21 protein-coding genes are annotated in these 20,880 nt (G+C 47.4%); 19 read left to right on the top strand and 2 right to left on the bottom strand.

What is annotated here, in order from left to right; translation table 11 throughout:
* Positions 1–34 precede the first annotated feature (34 nt).
* The 4 genes from PPHA_RS12265 (at position 35) to zwf (ending at position 4,188) form a co-directional block, all read left to right on the top strand.
* On the top strand, positions 35–505 hold the full coding sequence (locus PPHA_RS12265; RefSeq protein ID WP_012509143.1) for an aminoacyl-tRNA deacylase: 471 nt from the start codon (positions 35–37) through the stop codon (positions 503–505).
* Positions 506–635: 130 nt separating this feature from the next.
* Entirely contained in the window at positions 636–1,799 is a 1,164-nt protein-coding gene (locus PPHA_RS12260) for a glycosyltransferase family 4 protein (protein ID WP_012509142.1), read from the top strand.
* 40 nt (positions 1,800–1,839) lie between these two features.
* Complete coding sequence (gene gnd / locus PPHA_RS12255) at positions 1,840–2,739, top strand: phosphogluconate dehydrogenase (NAD(+)-dependent, decarboxylating) (protein ID WP_012509141.1); 900 nt, start codon at positions 1,840–1,842, stop codon at positions 2,737–2,739.
* A gap of 12 nt (positions 2,740–2,751) precedes the next feature.
* Entirely contained in the window at positions 2,752–4,188 is a 1,437-nt protein-coding gene (gene zwf / locus PPHA_RS12250) for a glucose-6-phosphate dehydrogenase (protein ID WP_012509140.1), read from the top strand.
* On the opposite strand, the gene pgl is transcribed toward zwf, so the two are convergent.
* The gene (gene pgl, locus PPHA_RS12245) at positions 4,179–5,090 is read right to left on the bottom strand and encodes a 6-phosphogluconolactonase (protein WP_012509139.1); all 912 of its coding nucleotides are present in this window, start codon (positions 5,088–5,090) and stop codon (positions 4,179–4,181) included. The two genes, zwf and pgl, sit on opposite strands and share 10 nt — an antisense overlap.
* A gap of 94 nt (positions 5,091–5,184) precedes the next feature.
* On the opposite strand from pgl, the gene PPHA_RS12240 reads away from it, so the two are divergent.
* The 12 genes from PPHA_RS12240 to PPHA_RS12185 all read left to right on the top strand — a co-directional run bounded on the left by PPHA_RS12240 (position 5,185) and on the right by PPHA_RS12185 (position 17,763).
* Positions 5,185–5,880, top strand: coding sequence for a YukJ family protein (locus tag PPHA_RS12240; protein WP_012509138.1), 696 nt, complete (start codon positions 5,185–5,187; stop codon positions 5,878–5,880).
* A 106-nt stretch (positions 5,881–5,986) separates the two neighbouring features.
* On the top strand, positions 5,987–7,399 hold the full coding sequence (locus tag PPHA_RS12235) for an SGNH/GDSL hydrolase family protein (protein WP_012509137.1): 1,413 nt from the start codon (positions 5,987–5,989) through the stop codon (positions 7,397–7,399).
* A complete protein-coding gene (locus tag PPHA_RS12230) occupies positions 7,380–8,864 on the top strand; it encodes an MBOAT family O-acyltransferase (protein WP_012509136.1) in 1,485 nt (494 codons plus the stop codon). Before PPHA_RS12235 ends, PPHA_RS12230 begins: the two co-directional genes overlap by 20 nt.
* Before the next feature lie 65 nt (positions 8,865–8,929).
* Positions 8,930–10,315: an SGNH/GDSL hydrolase family protein gene (locus tag PPHA_RS12225; RefSeq protein ID WP_012509135.1), complete on the top strand. Its 1,386-nt coding sequence runs from the start codon at positions 8,930–8,932 to the stop codon at positions 10,313–10,315.
* Positions 10,316–10,410: 95 nt separating this feature from the next.
* The gene (locus PPHA_RS12220) at positions 10,411–11,481 is read left to right on the top strand and encodes a CapA family protein (protein WP_190273999.1); all 1,071 of its coding nucleotides are present in this window, start codon (positions 10,411–10,413) and stop codon (positions 11,479–11,481) included.
* A 438-nt stretch (positions 11,482–11,919) separates the two neighbouring features.
* Positions 11,920–12,354 carry a C40 family peptidase gene (locus tag PPHA_RS12215; protein ID WP_223293919.1) on the top strand — a complete coding sequence of 145 codons (435 nt, stop codon included), beginning with the start codon at positions 11,920–11,922 and terminating at the stop codon, positions 12,352–12,354.
* Between the two features lie 344 nt (positions 12,355–12,698).
* Positions 12,699–13,193, top strand: coding sequence for a hypothetical protein (locus PPHA_RS12210; protein ID WP_012509132.1), 495 nt, complete (start codon positions 12,699–12,701; stop codon positions 13,191–13,193).
* 115 nt (positions 13,194–13,308) lie between these two features.
* Complete coding sequence (locus tag PPHA_RS12205; RefSeq protein WP_223293918.1) at positions 13,309–14,052, top strand: SIMPL domain-containing protein; 744 nt, start codon at positions 13,309–13,311, stop codon at positions 14,050–14,052.
* Positions 14,053–14,075: 23 nt separating this feature from the next.
* The gene (locus tag PPHA_RS12200) at positions 14,076–14,693 is read left to right on the top strand and encodes a hypothetical protein (protein ID WP_012509130.1); all 618 of its coding nucleotides are present in this window, start codon (positions 14,076–14,078) and stop codon (positions 14,691–14,693) included.
* Positions 14,694–14,893: 200 nt separating this feature from the next.
* On the top strand, positions 14,894–15,619 hold the full coding sequence (locus PPHA_RS12195; RefSeq protein ID WP_012509129.1) for a murein L,D-transpeptidase catalytic domain family protein: 726 nt from the start codon (positions 14,894–14,896) through the stop codon (positions 15,617–15,619).
* A gap of 16 nt (positions 15,620–15,635) precedes the next feature.
* Positions 15,636–17,285 carry a L,D-transpeptidase family protein gene (locus PPHA_RS12190; RefSeq protein WP_012509128.1) on the top strand — a complete coding sequence of 550 codons (1,650 nt, stop codon included), beginning with the start codon at positions 15,636–15,638 and terminating at the stop codon, positions 17,283–17,285.
* Between the two features lie 4 nt (positions 17,286–17,289).
* Positions 17,290–17,763, top strand: a complete 474-nt coding sequence (locus tag PPHA_RS12185) for an SRPBCC family protein (protein WP_012509127.1) — start codon at positions 17,290–17,292, stop codon at positions 17,761–17,763.
* Between the two features lie 77 nt (positions 17,764–17,840).
* Here the strand turns inward: PPHA_RS12185 and PPHA_RS12180 are convergent, their stop codons facing one another.
* On the bottom strand, positions 17,841–18,020 hold the full coding sequence (locus PPHA_RS12180) for a chlorosome envelope protein B (protein ID WP_223293917.1): 180 nt from the start codon (positions 18,018–18,020) through the stop codon (positions 17,841–17,843).
* Between the two features lie 453 nt (positions 18,021–18,473).
* Between PPHA_RS12180 and PPHA_RS12175 the strand changes: the two genes are divergently transcribed.
* From PPHA_RS12175 to PPHA_RS12165, 3 genes are all read left to right on the top strand, one after another.
* Positions 18,474–19,025: a discoidin domain-containing protein gene (locus PPHA_RS12175; RefSeq protein WP_012509125.1), complete on the top strand. Its 552-nt coding sequence runs from the start codon at positions 18,474–18,476 to the stop codon at positions 19,023–19,025.
* 120 nt (positions 19,026–19,145) lie between these two features.
* Positions 19,146–19,889, top strand: coding sequence for a hypothetical protein (locus PPHA_RS12170; RefSeq protein WP_041526550.1), 744 nt, complete (start codon positions 19,146–19,148; stop codon positions 19,887–19,889).
* A 174-nt stretch (positions 19,890–20,063) separates the two neighbouring features.
* On the top strand, positions 20,064–20,636 hold the full coding sequence (locus tag PPHA_RS12165) for a hypothetical protein (protein ID WP_012509123.1): 573 nt from the start codon (positions 20,064–20,066) through the stop codon (positions 20,634–20,636).
* The last annotated feature ends 244 nt before the right edge of the window (positions 20,637–20,880 follow it).

Below are 20,880 nucleotides of genomic sequence, written 5' to 3'. Positions count from 1 at the left end.
ACATCTTGTAACTGTTTAATCAAGTGAGGTTGCCATGCCTATCCGTAAATTGAGGGAGTTTCTTGACAGCCATGCCGTCAGGTATTTCGTGGTCAGCCACTCTGCAGCCTATACGGCTCAGGAAATAGCCGCAGCGGCTCATGTTCCCGGAAAAGAGCTCGCTAAAACCGTCATTGTCACCATTGCCGGAAAAATGGCGATGGTTGTTTTGCCGGCTTCCCGTCAGCTCGATTTTGAGCTTTTGCGTGAACTGACAGGTACCCGGGACGTTGAACTTGCAGACGAGAAAGAATTTTCCGGACTTTTTCCGGAATGCGAACCCGGCGCCATGCCCCCTTTCGGCAACCTCTATGGTATGGATGTCTATGTTTCGGAAGAACTTGAGGATGATGATGAAATTGCTTTCAATGCCGGAGCCCATACCGAGCTGTTACGGTTGTCCTATGAAAGTTACAAAAGATTGGTTCATCCCATTGTTGCGAAGCTCTCTCTGGGGGTGAAGTGAATGCGAGGGATGTGATGGGTTTTTCCGGGGAAATGTTACCTTTGGTTCAAACCTGTTGCCGAACCGGAAATTTATTCAGGCTCTTGGCACTCAGGAAACTGAATCGATATAGTCTGTATATTTCTCTCTTATGAAGATTGCCTTATACGCCGGGACGTATGTCAGAGACAAGGACGGTGCTGTAAAATCCATCTATCAACTGGTCTCTTCATTCAGGAAAAAAGGTCACAGGGTAGCAGTCTGGTCTCCGGATGTGACAAAAGGGGATAATCACAGTGGTTTAACCGTTCGCAGAATGCCTTCTGTGCCGATCCCCCTTTATCCAGACTATAAACTTGGCTTTTTTACCAACGAGACCCGCCGTCAGCTTGACGCGTTTGCACCGGATATCGTGCACATTTCGACACCTGACATTATCGGCAGAAAGTTTCTTCTTTATGCCAGAAACAAGAACATTCCGGTGGCCTCGGCATTTCATACCGATTTCCCCTCCTACTTCAGCTACTACCGGCTTGGGTTCGCCGTTAAACATGCATGGAAATATCTGACCTGGTTTTACAACAATTGTAATATGGTGCTGGCTCCAAATGAGAGTGTGCGGCACAAACTGGCGGGTTATGCTATCCGAAACATCGAAATCTGGTCGAGAGGAGTTGACAAGGAGCTTTTTGATCCATTCCGTCGTTCCGAAAAACTGCGATCGGAGTGGAATGCAACAGGGCGAACGGTTATTGTCTATGCCGGTCGTTTTGTGCTCTACAAGGATATTGAAGTTGTCATGAGCGTCTACGATCGCTTTATGCAGGGTGAATATGCCGACCAGGTTCGCTTTGTCATGATTGGCTCCGGTCCTGAAGAGGAGGAGATGAAGCGCAGAATGCCCGAAGCTGTTTTTACCAGTTATTTGACCGGGGAAGAGCTGCCTGAAGCCTATGCATCCGGTGATATTTTTCTGTTTCCTTCAACAACAGAGGCTTTTTGCAATGTTGCGCTCGAAGCTCTTGCCTCGGGCCTTCCGGTCATTGTTTCTGATGTTGGTGGTTGTCGTGATATTGCTGACCGTTCTGCTGCTGGATTTGTTGTTCATGAAGGGTGTGTTGATGATTTTTACGGCAAATGTCTTGCACTGCTCGGTGATTCTCTCCGCTACCGGGAGTTGAGAGCTTGTGGCTTGGCCTATGCGGAGATGCAGTCATGGTCTGCAGTGAACGGTTTCGTGATTGACCGCTATCAGGAGCTGGTGGATCGAGCAAAAAGGAGTGCTGAGGAGCGAGTATTGAGTTTTGAGGGATGAGCGGGATGGCTATTGTGCCTGATAATGTTGATGGAGTGTTATGAAAGCAGGGATGGTTGGTTTGGGGAAAATGGGGTTCAATATGGCGGAGCATCTGCTTGAGTGTGGTCATGATCTTGTTGTTTATGATTTGATGGAAGAGAGGGTTGCTGACCTGGCTGCAAAAGGCGCGGTTGCTGCCGCCTCTTTGCAGGAGCTTGCCGGTATGCTCGATGCTCCTCGTCTGATTTGGCTGATGGTGCCTGCCGGAGATCCGGTTGACCGTACGATTGAGCAGCTTCTTCCCCTGCTTGAGCGTGGCGATAGTGTTGTTGATGGCGGTAATTCACACTACAAGGATTCTGAACGGAGGGCTTCCCGGCTCGGGCAGGATGGGGTCAACTTTCTTGATGCCGGTACAAGCGGAGGTCTGGAAGGGGCACGGCATGGCGCCTGCATTATGGTTGGTGGCGAAAAAGCGGCTTATGACGCTCTTGAGCCCTTGCTGAAGGCGCTCTGTGTGGAAAATGGCTATGGCTATATGGGTCGTTCAGGTTCCGGCCACTTTGCCAAAATGGTTCATAATGGTATTGAATATGGCATGATGCAGGCTATGGGCGAAGGGTTCAATCTGCTTGATGCAAGCCGTTATGATTTTGATCTTGAAGAGGTTTCCCGTGTCTGGGCTCATGGTTCGGTGATCCGTGGCTGGCTGATGGAGTTGATGGTACAGGCGCTGCAGAAGGATCCCAACCTGGCTTATCTCAAGGGATCAATTGCCGATTCAGGAGAGGGGCGCTGGACGGTTGAGGCTGCTCTTGAACATGAGGTCTCGATTCCGGTGATTGCAGCCTCTCTTTTCAGCCGTTACCGTTCACGTTCCGATGAAAATCTATCCGACAGGGCAGTTGCTGCATTGCGTCATGAGTTCGGAGGACACGCCTTCATTATCAAGCCATAACCGGGCACAACCATGCAGGAAAAACCCGATAATTGTACCATTGTCATTTTTGGTGCACACAGCGACCTTGCCGCGCGCAAGCTTTTCCCATCATTTTATGAACTTGCTCTTTGGGGGCATCTTCCCGATGAGTACCGCATTCTTGGTGTTGGGCGAGCAGCTCTTTCTCATAAAGAGTTCCGCTCACTGGTACGTGAAAAGATGGTCGCTGTATTGCCTGATCTTCTGCGCGATGAAGCGGCTTATGCCCGTTTCTCTGCCCGGCTCTTTTATGTAGGGGTTGATTTTGCCGAGAGAGAAGAGTATCATGCCCTGCAAAAAGCGATTATGAGCGGTGAGGCAGATTCCGCCACCTGCCGGAATATCCTCTTCTATCTGGCAACCCCGCCCGTTCTTGCGCCGATCATTGTCAGGAACCTGCAGTATGTTAGACTTGGAGAAAAAGATGTTTCCCTCCCTGGGTGGCGGAAAATCATTGTTGAAAAGCCCTACGGAAGGAATCTGCAGACGGCGCGTGAACTCAATACGGTTATTGGAGAGGTTTTCCACGAAGAGCGGATTTTCCGTATCGATCACTACCTCGGCAAGGAGACGGTACAGAACATCATGGTCTTCCGCTTTTCAAACGGGATTTTTGAACCCCTCTGGAACCGCCATTATATTGCAAATGTCTCCATTACCATTGCTGAAAAGTTCGGTATCCGTGATCGCGGCTCCTTCTATGAGGGGGCTGGTCTGCTGCGCGACATCATGCAAAATCACGCACTGCAGCTTCTTGCATCAGTTGCCATGGAGCCGCCTGTCGATTTTTCAGCCGAATCGGTGCGCGATGAAAAAGCGAAGCTGCTCCGTTCAATTCGTCCCTTCACGCCAGAACATGCAGCGCAATCCATTGTTCTTGGCCAGTATGATGGCTACCGTTCTGAAAAAAATGTTGCTCCCGACTCAACCGTTGAGACCTTTGCTGCGATAAAATTTTTTGTCGATAACTGGCGATGGAAGGATGTTCCCTTTTTTGTCAAGGCGGGCAAGAATCTTGCCGAAACGGTGACCGAGATTGTCATTACCTTCAAGTGTCCTCCCCAGAACTATTTTGGTCCAGCCGAAAGCTGTAGTTATACAGCCAATCAGGTGATACTGCGCATCCAGCCGGAAGAGACCATTGCCCTCAAGTTCGGGGCAAAACGACCGGGCGAAGCGGTGATTACCGATCCCGTCTTCATGAAATTCGATTACAAGACTTCGTTTGATGAGGTTGGCGCAACTCCTTATCACCGCCTGCTGCTTGATGCCATGGCAGGTGAACAGATGAACTTTATCCGTCAGGACAGTGTCGAATACTCCTGGGCGATTATTGATTCCATCAGGGAGGCTGTTGGCACTCAACCACCGGAATCCTATTCGCTCTTTTCCTGGGGTCCGGAATCGGTGCAGGGTATCTACAGTTGAGCAGCAAACCAGTAGAGTCGACCCTGTTCAGGTTTAACGAGACTGGCCGGAACGCTTTGCTCCTCTTCAAGAAAGATTGTTTTTGCCAGTTCTCCCTTTTTATTGCCAGGGGTAAAAAAGAGTATGTTCCGTGCATGGTTGATGACCGGCAGGGTCAGGGTCAGGCGCATTCCCGGTGGCTTTGCCTGCGGAGCATTGAGGGCAACCACCCATTTTCCGCTTTCCTGAAGCGCTTCAGGGTTGTCGGGAAAAAGTGAAGCGGTATGGCCATCTTCGCCGAGGCCAAGCAGGATAAGGTCAAAGGGTGGCAACTGCTGAGGCGACAAGCTCTTTTCGGAAAAGAAAAAGCTGTGGATGGCAGCTTCATATTCCCTGGCAGCAGCATCAGGGTCAGCCATTTCGCCAGCCATTCGAAAAAGATGATTCCCGGCAATCCCTGATTGCCCCAAAAGAGTCTCCCTGATCATCCGGTAATTGCTGTCGGGATGGTCAGGAGGGAGGCACCGTTCATCTCCCTGGAAAAGCCATGTCTTCTGCGGCAGGAAGTGCAGAGATTGCTTGCATTCCGAACTCCCGTCGGGCATTGCAAGTGCATAGCGCTCAAGGATCTCTGTGGAAACCCCATGTGCAAGTTGTTGATAGAGGAGTCTGGGAGAGTTACCACCGGCAAGGACAAGCGAAAAGCGTCCATGATCGGCAAGGGCACGATACGCTTCGGCAACAATCAGCGCGGCTGCATGTTCGGTTATCTCCTGTTCACTGCCGCTGAAAAAGAATTTTCGATCTGCTTGCTTCATGGGTTGCATCAATGCTACCAAAAGAGGGTTCCTGGTGGTCAAGTGAAGTGGCGTTCCTGAATTGTTCTCAATGAACCGCAGGAACTGCCGGAAAGGTTCCTTCATGCGCAATTCTGCTTGGCTTCAACTAAGCTGTTGCGTAACTTGCACTCTCCTTTTTCGGCAGCAGGACTTTTCAACAGCGCAACGAGCTTTATTCATGCCACTTTACGACGGTTATGGTGTTCTGGTTGGTACACTGCATAACTATTATTGCGATCGTCCGTTCAGTGGAACGGAGTACTATCATTGCAATCTCAAGGTTCGTGCAGGAGCAAGAATTTTTCGCTGTCCTGTTGACCTCGACAGCAAAAAGGATGCTGATGGAATGCATTGGCGTGTTGTTGAACTGGGCTCCGATGCGTTGCAATCGCTCCTGCATCTCCGTGAAGGGTGGCATCCGCTTGATTCAGAACCGGATTCGGGCGCCCTCGATTACTATCGCAGTCCGGAACTTCAGCCGACCGGCAAGTGTATTGAGGCATTGCCGGATTCCGCAAATACCGCCACCATTGCGGAAGGGGCGCTGTACGCTTTATGGAAATATGGCACGGGGCCAGCCGCATTCCGTGATCTTGAACCTCTTCTTGTACATTCGAGAAAGCTCTTTATTTTTGGAGAGCCATTCAGGAGAGGACATGGTGTGCACAATATTCACCAGAATCAGGGCGATCCTCCCCAGAGTCGATGGTATCAGGAAAACGGAATATGGCAGGATGGAGCAGTTGTTGTACAGCGGCGTGACAAGAGTGTTGCTGCATTTTTATGCAAATTCAAAACCCAGAGTTTTTTCCCGGACAGCTTTTGTTTCAGGCCTGCGGACAAAGAAGTGAGGAGAGCAAAAAATGAAAATTGAAAAGAAAAAGAAATTCCCTCAGGTTATTCTGAACGCCCCCAGAAATACAGAAAAGGGTTCCTGGAACTCTTGAACAGAATAACCTGTAATAATTGATTGCTCTTCAATGCAAAACCACAATAAAAAGGTAGTTCTATTTACCGCCATCTCTTTTTTTCTTTTACTTATTGCGTCATGCTTTTCAAGTCAGCTTTCCTCTTATTGGCCTCTATTCAGCAAGGTTGATATCCTGTCCGATATCAAAATATCTGTTATACCTCCTCAGGAATCGGTAGCGCCAACCCTCAAGTATGCCAGCAAGACTGATGCTTCTGATTCTCTGGCGGCACTGAACCACGCTCATCCTGACAGCTTGTCGTTCAATCAGTATCTTCTTCCTGGTGTGATTGTTGATTTTAAGGCAGACACCACTCGACCTGTGCTTCCAAAAATGATGCAAAAACTTGAGGCACTCAACAGGGGAGAAAAAGTCAAGCTCAGGATTGCGTGGTTTGGGGATTCGCTGATTGAAGGTGATCTGATTACACAGACCGTTCGGGAGTTGATGCAGAATCAATTTTCAGGAAACCGTGGAGTTGGATTTGTCTCCTGTAAATCGGTTACTGCCGGGTACAGAATCAGTGCCACCGCAAGATCGACGGGTTTCTGGCAGGATGACAATTTTAAAACCAGATCATTTAAAGACCCTCTTTTTTTCTCGGGTCATGTTTTTTATTCTGCAGGAGGCAAACTCTTTCTGAAAGACAATACCGTCAAGGATTCTTCTCAGGTACTGGAAAAATGGCTGCTATGTGGTCCAGCCGACTCCAATACGGTTATCATGGTGAACAATGAGAGCTTACCGATTGCAGCGCCACATCTGTTTAACAGAATTCTTCTTGACAAATCACCCCGAAAATCAGTAGAGCTTTCGGTGCCATCAAAAAGAGTTGCTCTCTACGGTGTAAGCTGTGAACCGGAATATGGAGTGATGATCGATAATTTTTCATTCAGGGGGATCAGTGGTTTCGAACTAAGAGGGTTTGAGGAGGAGTTTATTGACGAGATATCTCAAAATGGCACCTATGATCTCATCGTCATTCAGTATGGTGTCAATATGATGTTCAGGCCACACGATAAAAACTTCGATTACTATTTCCAGGGGATGGATCCTGCACTGAAAAAACTCAGGCAACATCTTCCGAATGCCGAGTTTTTAATGGTAAGCTGTACTGACAGGGCATTTCGTTATGGGTCGGAATGGAGGACGGCCGAAGGGTTGGATGCGCTCCTGAAAACGCAGGCAACTCTCGCATTTGAAAACAAAATTCCGTTTTTCAACCTTTACCAGACAATGGGAGGAAACGGGACAATCGTCAAATGGGCAGAGGGTAGTGAACGACTTGCTGCAAAGGATTATATCCATGCTTCGCCACGCGGAGCCACCATCCTTGGTCAACACTTTTTTCATGCGTTCATGAAGGATTATCAGAAACTCCACGGGAAATCAATGTATAATTATGGATTTTTTTATAATTGATGGCGCTGCCGTTATCCGACAGCTTCTCTATGATCCTCAAAATCCGCTGCTTTTCAACAACGGTTTTTTTGTGTACTTCTTTTTTCTCTTAATTCTTTTCTACTATCTGTTCAGGGAAAAATATACTATCCGTACGTTGATCCTCTCACTGTTTTCACTTTATTTCTTCTATAAAGCAAGTGGGAGTTTCGTGTTGCTTGTTATCATTTCGGCTGTTATCGATTTTTTCCTCTCAAATCTTATTTACAAACAGAAAAATTTCGCAGCAAAACGATCTCTGCTTGCATTGAGTATTGTGAGTAATCTGGGTCTTCTTTTTTATTTCAAGTACACGAATTTTTTTCTTGAGATATGCAATAACTCCTTTAATGCAGGTTTTAATCCTCTCAACATTCTTCTGCCTGTTGGGATTTCATTTTATACGTTTGAAAACCTCAGTTATACCATTGATGTGTATCACGGGAAAATCGAGCCGGAAAAGAAGTTTCTGAATTACCTGCTCTTTCTCTCCTTTTTCCCGAAGTTGGTCATGGGTCCGATAGTCAGAGCAAGCGACTTTATTCCCCAACTTAAAAAGCCCTATGTGGTGACCGGGCGTGATTTCACCGAAGGGTTCTATCTTATAGTTACAGGATTGTTTAAAAAAGTCGTTATATCCGATTATATAACCATCAATTTTGTTAACTATATTTTTGATGCACCCTCCCTGCATACGGGAATGGAGTGTTTGCTTGCTGTCTATGGTTATGCTCTTGTCATCTACTGCGATTTCAGTGGCTATAGTGATGTGGCCATAGGTATAGCCAAATGGCTTGGCATTACCATCCCTGATAACTTTAATTCGCCTTACCAAAGCGCTTCAATTACCGAGTTCTGGCGAAGGTGGCATATCTCCCTCTCAAGCTGGCTCCGTGACTATCTCTACATCCCTCTTGGCGGTAACCGCCATGGGACTTTCCGTACCTATATAAACCTCTTTATCACGATGTTGCTTGGTGGCTTGTGGCATGGAGCAAGCTGGAATTTCATTGTGTGGGGTGGATTGCATGGAGGGGCGCTTGCTGTGCACAAGTTATGGAGTGGTCTGACCAAAAAGGAGGACAAGAGCAGTTCCTGGTGGGGCCGTATCTTATCCATAATCCTGACCTTTCATGTTGTCTGTCTGGGCTGGATATTTTTTCGTGCCTCAAGTTTTGATCTTGCATTTCAGATGATGCAGCAGATAGCATTCGATTTCTCATTTGATGCGCTTACACCGTTTATTGATAATTACAGCTCTGTCCTCATCATGATAGCCCTTGGCTTTGTTCTGCATTTTCTCCCGGCCAGCATAACGGAAATGGTCAAGTCAGGATTGGAGAGAATGCCCCTTGTTGGTGCCATCCTCGTTTTTATTGCATTTGTCGCCGTATATGCATTTTTTAAAACAGCAGAGCCCGTCATGCCGATATACCTCCAGTTTTGATATGTTGAAAGGATCAGGGGCCAAAGAGGGGTCGTCATTGATAACCAACGCGAATACAATTTACTATGAAAGTATTGCCACCATTTTTGATCGTTCTTTTTTTTCTTCTTGTCATGACATCGCAAAATGGCAGTACGAAACCCGTGCACAAAAGGCACGCAGTAACTGCTGTACACAAAAGGCATGTTACAGCACACACCGGCAAGCGGCACTCCGTGGCAGTGAAAGGCAGAAAAGGCTCAAAAGCTGCAGCTCACAGGAGGCGTCGAGCAGGAGCAACACACAGAAGCCGTACCTATCGTTCACGTATCCAAATTCAGACTATGCCGGATACGCTTCGTTACGCTTTCATCAACAGTGAACGTAATCGGATTACCAACCCTGAGCATCTGAATGTCTTATCAGAGAAACTGAAGTTGGCTGTTGTATCAGAAAAAAAGGTTGTCAGTATTGTTCATCTTGGTGATTCACATATCCAGGCTGACATGATGACCAGCGTCATGAGAAAGGGATTGCAGAGCCGTTATGGCAATGCTGGCCGGGGAATCCTCTTTCCCTGGCAGTTGGCCAGAACAAATGCACCCTCCGACATATGGTCATTATCAGACAAGGTGTGGTCAGCAGGGCGCATCTCGTTGGTTAACAATCCTGTGGAGTGCGGGATTTGCGGCTATGGATTGCAAAGTGACTCTTCTGATTTTGTTCTTGAAATCGGATTGAAACCAGGAAAGGGAGATACATTCGACAGTTTACGCTTGTTTACCGGAAAAAATAGCAGCGCACTAAAAATACGCTATAATGGAGAGGAAGGGCAAATGGAGGGGATTGTGCCAGCGAGTGCGCAGGTCGGTAAGCAGATCGTTTTTGGTATGAAAGCCAGTTCGATTGCGCTTTCCAGAGAAGTTCCTGATTCCACGGCATTTCAGTTTTATGGAGTTTCATTCGAAAAGCGAGATGCGAAGGGAGTTATTTATCATTCGATTGGAGTTAACGGCGCTGAATTTGCCTCTTATAATCGCTCACCTCTTTTCTTTGAACAGATTGGCGCACTGAATGCAGATTGTTATATCATCTCTCTCGGAACCAATGAGGCCCAGAACCAGAAATTGAATGCCGAGGAATTTGGTTTGCAGGTCAGGGTAATGATCACGCACCTTAAACGTATATCTCCGGCGGCTCTTTTTATTATCACGACTCCGCCCCCATCTTGTTACCATCGAACAACAATCAACCCGGAAATCGGGCGAGTCAGGGATGAGCTGGTAAAGATCAGTAATGAGGAGCAGATCAGTTCATGGGATCTCTACGGTATTGTGGGAGGCGAAGCAGGCCTTGCACCGTTTCAGACCTATGGACTTTTCCGTCCGGACCTGATCCATTTCAGTCGGGCGGGATATGAACTTCAGGCTGATATGTTCCTTTCTGCATTACTTAAAATTATGGAAAAATAATGGTTAATATTTGCAAGGGCTCGTTCTGGAAGTCACTCTTCCTGCCCATAGTACTCCTGTCATTGGTCATACCATTGCACACGGCAACATCCAGAGTGTCAGACAAGCAACTTCTGGCAGCGCCGGAGATCGTTAACGTCAGGAAAAAAGCGCTCATCACCGGGGATGCAACGCTGACCATCGTGGCTGTAGGGGATATAATGATGGGATCCACTTATCCCTCATCTGATTATCTTCCACCAAAGCATAAACGGCTGTTACAGCCACTCTACACCATCCTTAACGATGCGGATCTTACGTTTGCCAATCTGGAAGGCCCTGTTTTAAATAGCGGAGGAAAGGTCAAGCAATGCTCAGATCCGGCCAAATGTTTTGCCTTCCGTCAGCCAGAATCTTGTCTTGAGCAGTTCAGGGAGGCTGGAGTGGACATGTTTTCATTGGCAAACAATCATACCAATGATTTTGGTTCTGAAGGGCGCGATAATACCTGCAAGGTTCTCAGAGAGAGGGGTTTTTATTTCGCAGGGTTAGAAAAATGTCCATGGGACACGGTTACGGTAAAGGGGGTCAGAATCGGTTTGACTGCCTTTGCTCCGACGAGGGGCTGCCTGCAGATTAACGACTATAATCTCGTGCGGCAGATTGTTACGAAACTGAAAAAAATGTGTGACGTTGTCATTGTCTCTTTTCATGGAGGAGCAGAAGGATCCGCACACTCCCACGTTACAAAAAACAAAGAAATTTTTTATGGAGAGAACAGGGGAAATGTTTATGAATTTGCCCGCATCGCCATTGATGCCGGTGCAGATGTCGTACTGGGTCACGGGCCGCACGTGACACGTGCAATTGATTGTTACAAGGGGCGATTTATCGCCTATTCAATGGGGAACTTTTGTACATATCGTCAATTTAATCTGAAGGGTCTCAACGGTATTGCGCCACTCTTTAAGCTACGCATTAAACGAGATGGTACGTTTATTGATGGCAGGGTAATCTCAATAAAACAGCTTGATGATGGAGGCCCTGTAATCGATGAACAGAATCGGGCGAATGAGCAAATCAAGGCGCTTACTGCATCAGATTTACCTGAATTACCGGTCAATTTCGGTGAGAATGGCTTTTTCAACTTTACGAAAGCGTCAACGTACAAGCCGCATGTACGGTAAACGAGAGCTATAAAACCTCCTCAGCGAGTACCTGTAACTTCTTCTTCGGTTGATGGTTCAGGCGCTGTTACCGGTTAACCGGAGAAGATGGTGCAGCTCCCGTGCTTATTCGTTCCCTCCGGAGGCGTGTGTTGTGCAACATATTTGGACTTAGCCATAATTTTTAATAAAATGTATCCATCTCTTTTTCTGTGCGGTCTCTACGATAAACCATGAAAAACTGTGCCTATGCCCATACAGCAAACTCTCTCATCTCCTTTTCGCGTGAGTTTTCCGTTGAAAAAAATTACCCGCACCTGTCGTGCATTCGTTTTCTTCTCAGCATTGGCATTTCAATTGACTCTTCCTGCAACGGCCTTTTGTGAACTCTCTGCAGAAGTGCCCGTAACAGCACAGACGGTGCAGCCACCCTCTCAGCCGCATCAGACCTTTGGGCATATGAAGACATTTTTTAATGATGTCACCAAATATTTTGGTACACGATACCGTTGGGGTGGTCAGACTCCTGCAGGATTTGACTGTTCCGGTTTTGTGGGGTTTATGTACGACAAGGTCTTCAATATGCGTCTTCCGCGTACATCAAGGGAGATGTCTGCCATTGGTACAAAAGTTGACAAAGATCAACTTCAGCCCGGAGATCTGGTCTTTTTTCAGACAAGAGGCAGAGGCATTAACCATGTTGGGATCTTTATCGGTGCAAATACCTTTGTTCATTCATCACTATCAAGGGGGGTTGTCGAAGAACAGCTCAAGCAGAATTTCTATGAGAAACAGTTTGCCGGAGCTGTGCGCATTCTGGAATTGTCAGTAAATAAACTTCCGGTTACGGCGCCGGTTTTATCCGATAAGGTCGAGACGATAAACCCCTCCTGATTTTATTCGATTCGGAAGAGGTGACTCTACTAATGACAGTGTTCTTTACCACTGTGAGTGGTTTTCGGATGTTAACGGTTGGCCTGTTTCGATCTCTTTTGTAACTTGAAAGATACATTATCGGCGAGGCAGGCAGGCTTTTTTTCGTAAGTCGCTCCAGGGCTCATGTATGTGGTTCATTTACCATCCATCCCTGTCGTTGCTTACGGATAATATCTGGTAACCATTCCTGTTACGGCCTGTGCTGCAGCAGTTGCCTACAAGGATATCATGGGCTTTTACTCGACAGAATGGTAGCGGAAACCGGATTGTATTTTTATTAACCAATCTAATCATAAAACGTTATGTCAGAAAATAGATCTCAGGAAAAGTCGGATGTAAAGGGAGTGTTGTCTCAGCTTGAGGCACTGCTTGATGAGTACATGGTGCAAAAAGCGCCATTTGCCCTGCCGATAGAAGTGAAGGAGTTTCTTGTTAATGTGTCACCCTATCTGGTTATTGTTTTTGTGGTTCTGGCGTTGCCCATTATTTTTGCAGCTTTGGGTCTCACCGCCTTTTTGGCTCCCTTTGCGATGATGGGAGGTTACGGTTACGGATTTAGCTGGGGGTTTGGTGCAATTCTTGCACTCGTCATTTCGGTTATTTCGATTATCATTGAAGTTATGGCCGTTCCTGGATTATTCAAACGGACCAAAGCTGCCTGGAGATTGCTCTTTTATGCAAGTATCGTCAGTTTGATTGGAAGTATTCTTTCTTTCAGTGGCATTATCAGCGGTATCATTGGAGCCATTATTGGTTGGTACCTTCTGTTCCAGGTGAAAGAATTATACCAGAATTAACAACAAGAGTTTCTGCTTCAACAGGCCGCTCTGGAAGCTGTTCGTTGTTGTTCAGTCAATCCTCTGTCGGTTGGCTCCGACGGGGAATGGACTGTGCAGAAGCCGTAAAGGAGAGATGAAAAAGGGATCAATGAAAAAACGACCGATTTTTTTTACACTCTGGCTGTTTTTCATAACAGCAGGTATCTCCTCAACAGCTTGTTCTGAGGAGAGTCAGGTTCTGGTGTCAGCTTCTGGTACCGTTTCGGTAAAGCCTGATATTGCGGAATTCGGGGTTGTCGTTAAAACGGATGCTAAAAGTGCCGACAAGGCTGCTGCCGAGACTGCCGAAAAGTATCGTCGTGTGCAGGCTGCACTCAGGGCTGCGGCTGTTCCTCTTGAAGATGCGCCAACAGCAAGTTATACGGTCTCTCCTCTCTGGGAGTGGAATCAGTCGCTGGGAAAGAGTTTGCTGAAAGGCTACAGTGCACGCCATACGATCATGGTGAAGGTGCGTACGCTGGGCTTGATCGGCAGGGCCATTGATGCTGCCGTACAGGCTGGAGCCGATGAGGTGCAGGGTATCACTTTTTCATCAGGCAGTTACGAAGCGCTGCGTCAGCAGGCTCTGGCTGCTGCGGTCAGTAATGCCCGCAGGGATGGAGAAATCATGGCCCGGGCCGCAGGCGGGCATCTTGGCCAGTTGATTGAGGTCAGCGTCAGTCAGCCACTCTATGGCGGCAGACCGGTCATGGATGCTATGGCATTAAGGGCTGCTCCGGCGGCGCCAGCTCCGACTGAAATCGCCCCCTCTGAGCAGGATATTGTTGTCACCGTCAATTCCCGCTGGCGTTTTGTTCCGGCTCCGGCCACTAAATAATTGCGGGGAGAAGGGTACCTGCTGTGAAAAAGAGAATTATCGATCGGTATCAACAGAGTGCGGATGGTTCCGTTATTATCGATGTCGCCGCACCTCGTGTCGAGGATCTCTATGAGAATTTCGACAAAACCGCTCCTTACCATAAAAAAGATCTTGACGAAGATTTAGCCTTCTATCTTACGGAGTGCGTGCGTGAAATAGGCCGGGTCAAGTTTGTAATCCGTTTTATGTTCGATAATTATCCCTCTGATGAATTCAGACAGCGGGTACGCACCAGTGTTCGTAAATTTTTCATCTACCAGCGTGAACTTGAGCTTGCAGCAATGAACAAGACGCTGAGAACAGCCCTGACTCTTCTCATTCTTGGCATGATCCTTCTCGGCTTCTCTTTGTGGGTCAACCTCCTCTTTGCCGTTGGGGGCAGTCCCTCTTTTCTTCACACCGTTCTTGCCGAAGGACTTACCATTGCAGCCTGGGTTTCAATGTGGGAGGCGCTCGCAACCTTTTTGCTGAACTGGCCGCAACATCTCTTGCACATAAGGCTTTTCAGGAAAATCTCCGAAGCTTCCGTTCAGTTTCAGCACTCCTCTGAGCCCTCTTCTGACTGTGCAGAAGGTGCAGCAGGGGAGCCCATGATTTGACTGTTCCGGTAATAAAACGTATCTTCCCTGCTCTTTTTGGCCCTGTTTTGCCTCGAACGTACGAGTGAAAAGACTCCTGTCCTTCTCGTTGGAAAGCGTGTACAGATTGATATTCGTTGATAACATTCTGTTATAATATGTAATTTGCCAGCTCATTTCTCAATGACCCTGCTGGTTTAACACCGTATACCTGTTAGCTTATGAATCGATTGCTGATTGTGCTTTTTATGATGGTTATGACGGCGTTTCCCGTAGCCGGACACTCGTTTGCTTTTGATATCAATCCTTTTCAGAAAACCAGTTCCATATTCGCCCAATTTCCTGAGCTCAGAGACAAGATCAATTCGAAAGTGCTTGATCTTGCCCTTGCCGGTTATACTGCTCTCAAGGAGCAGGGAAAGGTAAACCGTGATGGTATTCTGACGGTCATCGATTTTAACCGTCCTTCAGTTGATCAACGCCTTTTTGTTATTGATGTCAAGCGCGGCCAACTGCTCTACTCAGGCCTTGTTGCGCATGGCAAAGGCAGTGGCGATATCTATCCGCAAAGTTTTTCAAATATTCCAGGTTCCCATCAGAGCAGTCTCGGCTTTTATACAACAGGGGATACCTATGATGGGAAGAATGGCTATTCGCTCAGGCTTCAGGGTTTGGAGCAGGGGGTTAACGACAAGGCTGAGTCAAGGAGTATTGTCATTCATGGCGCTGACTACGTTTCTTACGATTTTATCAAAAAGAACGGGCGTCTTGGCAGAAGTGAAGGGTGTCCTGCAATCTCCTTTGAGAGTTTTCAACAGGTTATTGACCTTATCAAAGGAGGAAGCTGCCTTTTTATCTACCACGGTGGCAAAGAGCATGCAGATAAATCCCCTCTTGCTGCTCCTGATCTTGCCCGTCGGAAGCCTGTTTCTGGCCATGTTTCATAACTGATAGAGTTAACATATGATTGGTATTCTTCTTTTCTGCCTTGCCTTTAGTCCGCTACCACCTGTACCGGTCAAACCTGCTCCTGTGCCGCAGGAACAGCTACAGCCGCAGAAAGAGTTTCAGCCTGCCGTAGCCGAGAAGATACGAGGTCGTTTTCTCCATCAACTTCGCCAGACCACTCAACCAGACCCTGTTGAACGGCTCTATGCTGCAAGGGGGTTTCAGCCTGTATGGACAAATAAGGCAATGATTGATGAGCTGATTACGGCAATTGGGGAGGCTGCCAATGATGGTCTTGATCCGGCAGACTACCGAATCAGGGAGATCAGGGCCCTATCCGGCAAGTCAGAAGTGACCTCTGATCAGGCAGCCTGTTACGATGTTCTGATGACCAACTCCCTTCTCTCTCTTGCAGTTCATCTCCGCTATGGGAGGGTTGATCCCGAAACTCTTGATACCCACTGGAACAGTCGTCAAACGAGGAACGGGAGTATTGTTGAGAACAAGCTCCATCACGCCATTGCCTCTGGCCATATCGCTGACGCTTTGAAAGAACTTCGATTACAGCATCCCAAATATGAGCAGCTTCGAAAAGGGCTTGTACGCTATCGCACCATTGCGCGTGCCGGCGGCTGGCCAGTTTTGGCGGAGGGTCCGAAGCTGCAAGAGGGAGCAAGGGGGAAGCGGGTCATGCTGTTGCGTCAGCGACTCCGGGTATCGGGTGATATTGCTGTTCTGAATACGGATACTTCAACTGTTTACAACAGAGAGGTGGTCGAAGCCGTCAAGCACTTTCAGAAGCGGAACGGTATGGTCGCCGATGGCGTGGTTGGAGCAACTACCCTCCGTGTCATGAATATACCGGTGGAGCGCCGAATTGATGAGATTCGTCTCAATCTCGAACGGTATCGATGGTTTTTGCGTGATCTTGAACCGACAGCCATTATGGTGAACATTCCGCGCTTTACCCTGCAGTATATCGAAAATGGTCAAGACAAGTGGGAAACACGCGTTATTACGGGAAAACCTCCGCGTGAAACTCCGCTCTTCAAGGCGGATATGCAATATGTTATCCTGAATCCCAGGTGGGTCATTCCGCCAACCATTCTTGCAAAGGATGCGTTACCCGCTTTGCGTAAAAGCAATTCATATCTGAACCGTAAAAGGTTGACCATTATTGATCGGAACGGAGCGGTCATTGATCCTGTATCGGTTAACTGGTCGCAATACTCGGGAGGGAACTTTCCCTATCGCCTCCAGCAGAGTTCCGGAGATCACGGCGCATTGGGCAGAATCAAGTTCCTGCTTCCCAATCGCTACATTGTCTATCTGCACGATACGCCAAACAAAGAGCTTTTTGCAGCGAGTAAAAGACTCTTCAGTTCAGGGTGTGTCAGAGTAGAAAATCCTGTTGACCTTGCAACCCTGGTCTTGCAGGACAGCGTCCGATGGAGCAAAGTAAAGATACTTTCCGCAATCAAGAGTGGAAAAACAAAAACTGTACTCCTTCCCAAACGGATTCCGGTCTATCTCCTTTACCTGACAGTTACGCCTGAGGGTGATGAGCTCTTTTTCCGTGACGATGTTTACAACCGTGACGAACGATTACTGAAAGCACTGAACAAACCTCTTCCTCAATACAAAACGGAAAGCTGCGGCTTGTAACACCATGGCATTTACTGTCGTAATCAACATGCAAAGAGGGTTTGATACCCCCTGTACTCCCGAAAAAGTTTTTGCACTGCTTGCTGATGTTCCCCGTTCTGCCTCTCATTTCCCCAAAGTAGATCAGCTTCTCGATCTTGGCGGAAACGCTTTTCGCTGGGAGATGGAAAAAATAGCTATCGGTGGTTACACCCTGCAGCAGACGATCTATGCCTGCCACTATACGGCCGATCCCCTCACCATGCATGTTGCATGGACGCCGGTTCCGGGTGTTGGCAATGCCATTGTTCAGGGTGAGTGGACGATACAGCCAAAAGAGGGGGGGGGCACAACGGTCTCTATTTCAACCAAAGGTGACCTGACGGTTGATTTTCCCTCCTTTCTGGAATTCATGATCTCCCCGCTGGTGGTTATGGAATTTACCGGCATGATAGAACGCTACCTCGCGAACCTGCAGCAGAGCTTCATTGCCCTCTGAATTGAGCTGTTTTGCCCCAAACAGAAAAAGCGCCCCATGCAAATGCATACGGTGCTTTCTCAGAAAATAACAAAGCGTTATTTCTTGGGCGTAAGAGCACAGGTGATGTTCTGGACAATCTGACCGACGGTGTTCAAAACATTGCCAACAAGATCAGAAGATGTTTTGACAAGAGGCTCAATAACCTCACCTGCGGCCTTGAATCCGAGGTTTATCAATTCAAGCTGCTGCTGGGCAAGAGATCCGACAGTCTTCAAAATGTTGTTTAAAGCAACTGAGAAATCGTTGATTGATTCGTTTGACATGTTGATTATTATTTACAGGTTTATTTAAAGTATATGTTTGTGAAAATTTGTTTCGAAGTCAACAGAGAGACGACGACAGAGTAAACTTCTGTTGCGCAATGCTCATAACCCGTCCGGTTATCAGCCCAACTTCTTTATACCGCAAAGTACAAAGTATTCCATCAATTCAAGCATTAAATCCGGCAGGGAGATCATTTTCCGGTAACTTTCATCCGACAGATAAAAAACAGAGGAGCAACCTCTATCTGCTAACCGGTTGATTCGTTAGGCTGCTGCGCCCTTGTGAAGGGTTTGGTACTTTTTCTGCAGAAAAAATTCGAAGAAGGATTTTGAGGAAAAGTATTTTATTTTTAGTCAAAACGCGGAATGGATACATGCTTAAGTCAATTTCAATGGAGGCTTCTCATGCAACACCATGCTTTTGGAAAAATAATTAAAGGGATAGCGTTACTCTCTTTTGCACTCATTGCCTCTCCCCGCCTGCAGGCATCACCGATTGATCCGGTTGGCGTCACCGGTGAGGGAGAGTATACCAATGACGCTCAAATGCTCATTGATGGCTACATGCCTGACCAGGCATCTACATTCGACGGTCCGGATTGTGTTTTCTGGTCTGATCCGCGCGTCTCATTCGAAATTGACCTTGGTTCAGTGTACTACGTTGACAGGATTGTCATGCAGGTAGACAACAACGACGACTATCTGATAGAAGCATCACTTGACGGCCGATATTTTTCAAGAATGTTATTCCTGAACAGTCAACTTGGTGAAATTGGATGGGGTATGGAAACGGTCAGTACCGAAAGAGGCAGTCGCCATTATGTCCCGTTGCGGTTTACACCAGCAAAAGCCAGGTATCTCAGGGTGTCGGGACATGGCGGTGATCGGCTTTATGCCGTCTCAGAGGTCAGAATTTTCGGCAGCCGGCCATTCCGGCCATTTCGGCCTCTCCGGTAAGGGCGATTATTGAAGCCGGTTTCGTGAACACTCCCGGATCTCTGATTCCTGAACCATATCTGCGGCTCTGCTTTTCTTGTTTGAATGACAGGTTTTTTTAACATAACAGCATGTATACCCATGAAATTAACCCTGAAAAGAACGCTACCTCTCTTGATTCTCTCTGCATTGCCCCTCGTTTCCGGCTGCTCCAAAAAATCAGATGCGCCAGAACCAGGAGGTTCGACTCAATCGTTATTCAATTCAACGCCAAAGCGTTACGACCTGCAATCAGGCATTGTTACCTATGAACCGATGGTGATCATGGGAATAACGAGTCTCTCAACCCTTTATTTCGACGATTACGGGCGCAGGGAAGCAAGGGAGACCGTCACGGACTCGAATATCATGGGCATGAAGTCGCATGAAAAAAAGGTGGATATCACTGATGGCAATTATGTCATCTCGTACGAAGTTGAAAAAATTGTCAATGGCAAGGACGAGACCAGCAAAGTGGCAACCAAAACGGATATGAGACAGGCCCAGGAGATGGCCATGCAGATGGCGAAGACGTTTGATGTCGAACAGATGAAACGGGATTTCGACTATCGCGAAGAGGGTACCGAAGTAGTGGCTGGTGTTACCGGTACAAAATATTCTGTCTCGTTTAACAAAGAGAGAAAGGATCAGAGGGTTTATGGGGTACTCTATAAAAAAATCTCACTCAGTACCCAAATGGGAGGTATTTCCGTCAAGGCACAAAAAATAGAGGAGAATGTAGCGGTTCCAGCCTCAAAATTTGAGGTGCCGTCGGGCTATACCATTCAAGAAGTAGATCTGGAAAAAGAGATGGCGATGCCAATGCCGGGTCAAAGCGATAACTAAGAAAACGTGTATTGCTATGTGTTTCTACGTGCTATTTTAACGTGTTCTTTTTGAATAATAAATAGGAATCGTATATTTTCAGTGTGAATAAACATGAGTTATTCAGCCGGAGCAGGAGGCGCCCGGCTGGATTAAGGCACTTTTATCTACAAAGAAAAAAAACGGAGAACCATTATGAAAATCAGAAAAGCAATCGCAGCAGCAGCTCTTGCTCTCGTGTTTGGTGCAGGCACAGTATCAGCAGCCACTTCTCAGCCGGAGGCACCAAATTGCGGAAAATTCGGTCTTGGTTACCAGGGTGTTGTTGCAGGCAGTTTTCTTCAGGGTGTGAGTGGTCGTTATTGGTTTGATAACAATGTTGCCGGAGAATTAAATCTGTTCTATGGCAGAGCCAGTGTCGAGATGGGCAGCAGTGAGTTGGGCAAGGGTGATTTGCTGCTCGGCACCGCAAAGATCCTCTATGCTCCGGTTGTAAAAACCAACAGCCGTTTTTACGTCGGTGTTGAGGGAGGGCTTGGCAGTATTGATGGAAACATTGGCAGCAGCATGTCTCTTCCTGATACCTCAGTCTGGACTGCTGAGCCGCTTTTTGGCGCCGAGTTTAATTTCACCGAGTTTCCTGAGCTTGGCGTGAATTTCGAAGTCGGTTACAAGTGGCATCATGTCAATTCTGATCTGGGCAGTAACGATCTTGATATCAACCTTGATGGAACAACGGTAGCTTTCGGCGCACACTACTATTTCTGAGCTGTAGCGCTTCTCCTTGTGCTGACGGGCTCTTTTGTTAACCCCGTTGTCGGCAGAAAGGCTCCGTATCAATGCGGGGCCTTTTTTTATCCCTCTCCCTTACGGAGTAAAAATAGTTCTCATGCTTTCCACTCTTATGTTCTATGTTGCGGGTCAGATGAAGTCCGTAATCAACCGTTTCATCCCCATGAAAGGGGTGGGAAACGGTTCAGAGCGTTTGTAAATACAGTTGAACCCCATACCA

The organism is Pelodictyon phaeoclathratiforme BU-1, from assembly GCF_000020645.1.
Taxonomy (GTDB): Bacteria; Bacteroidota; Chlorobiia; order Chlorobiales; family Chlorobiaceae; genus Chlorobium; species Chlorobium phaeoclathratiforme.
This window is presented reverse-complemented; position numbering and strand designations above follow the sequence as displayed.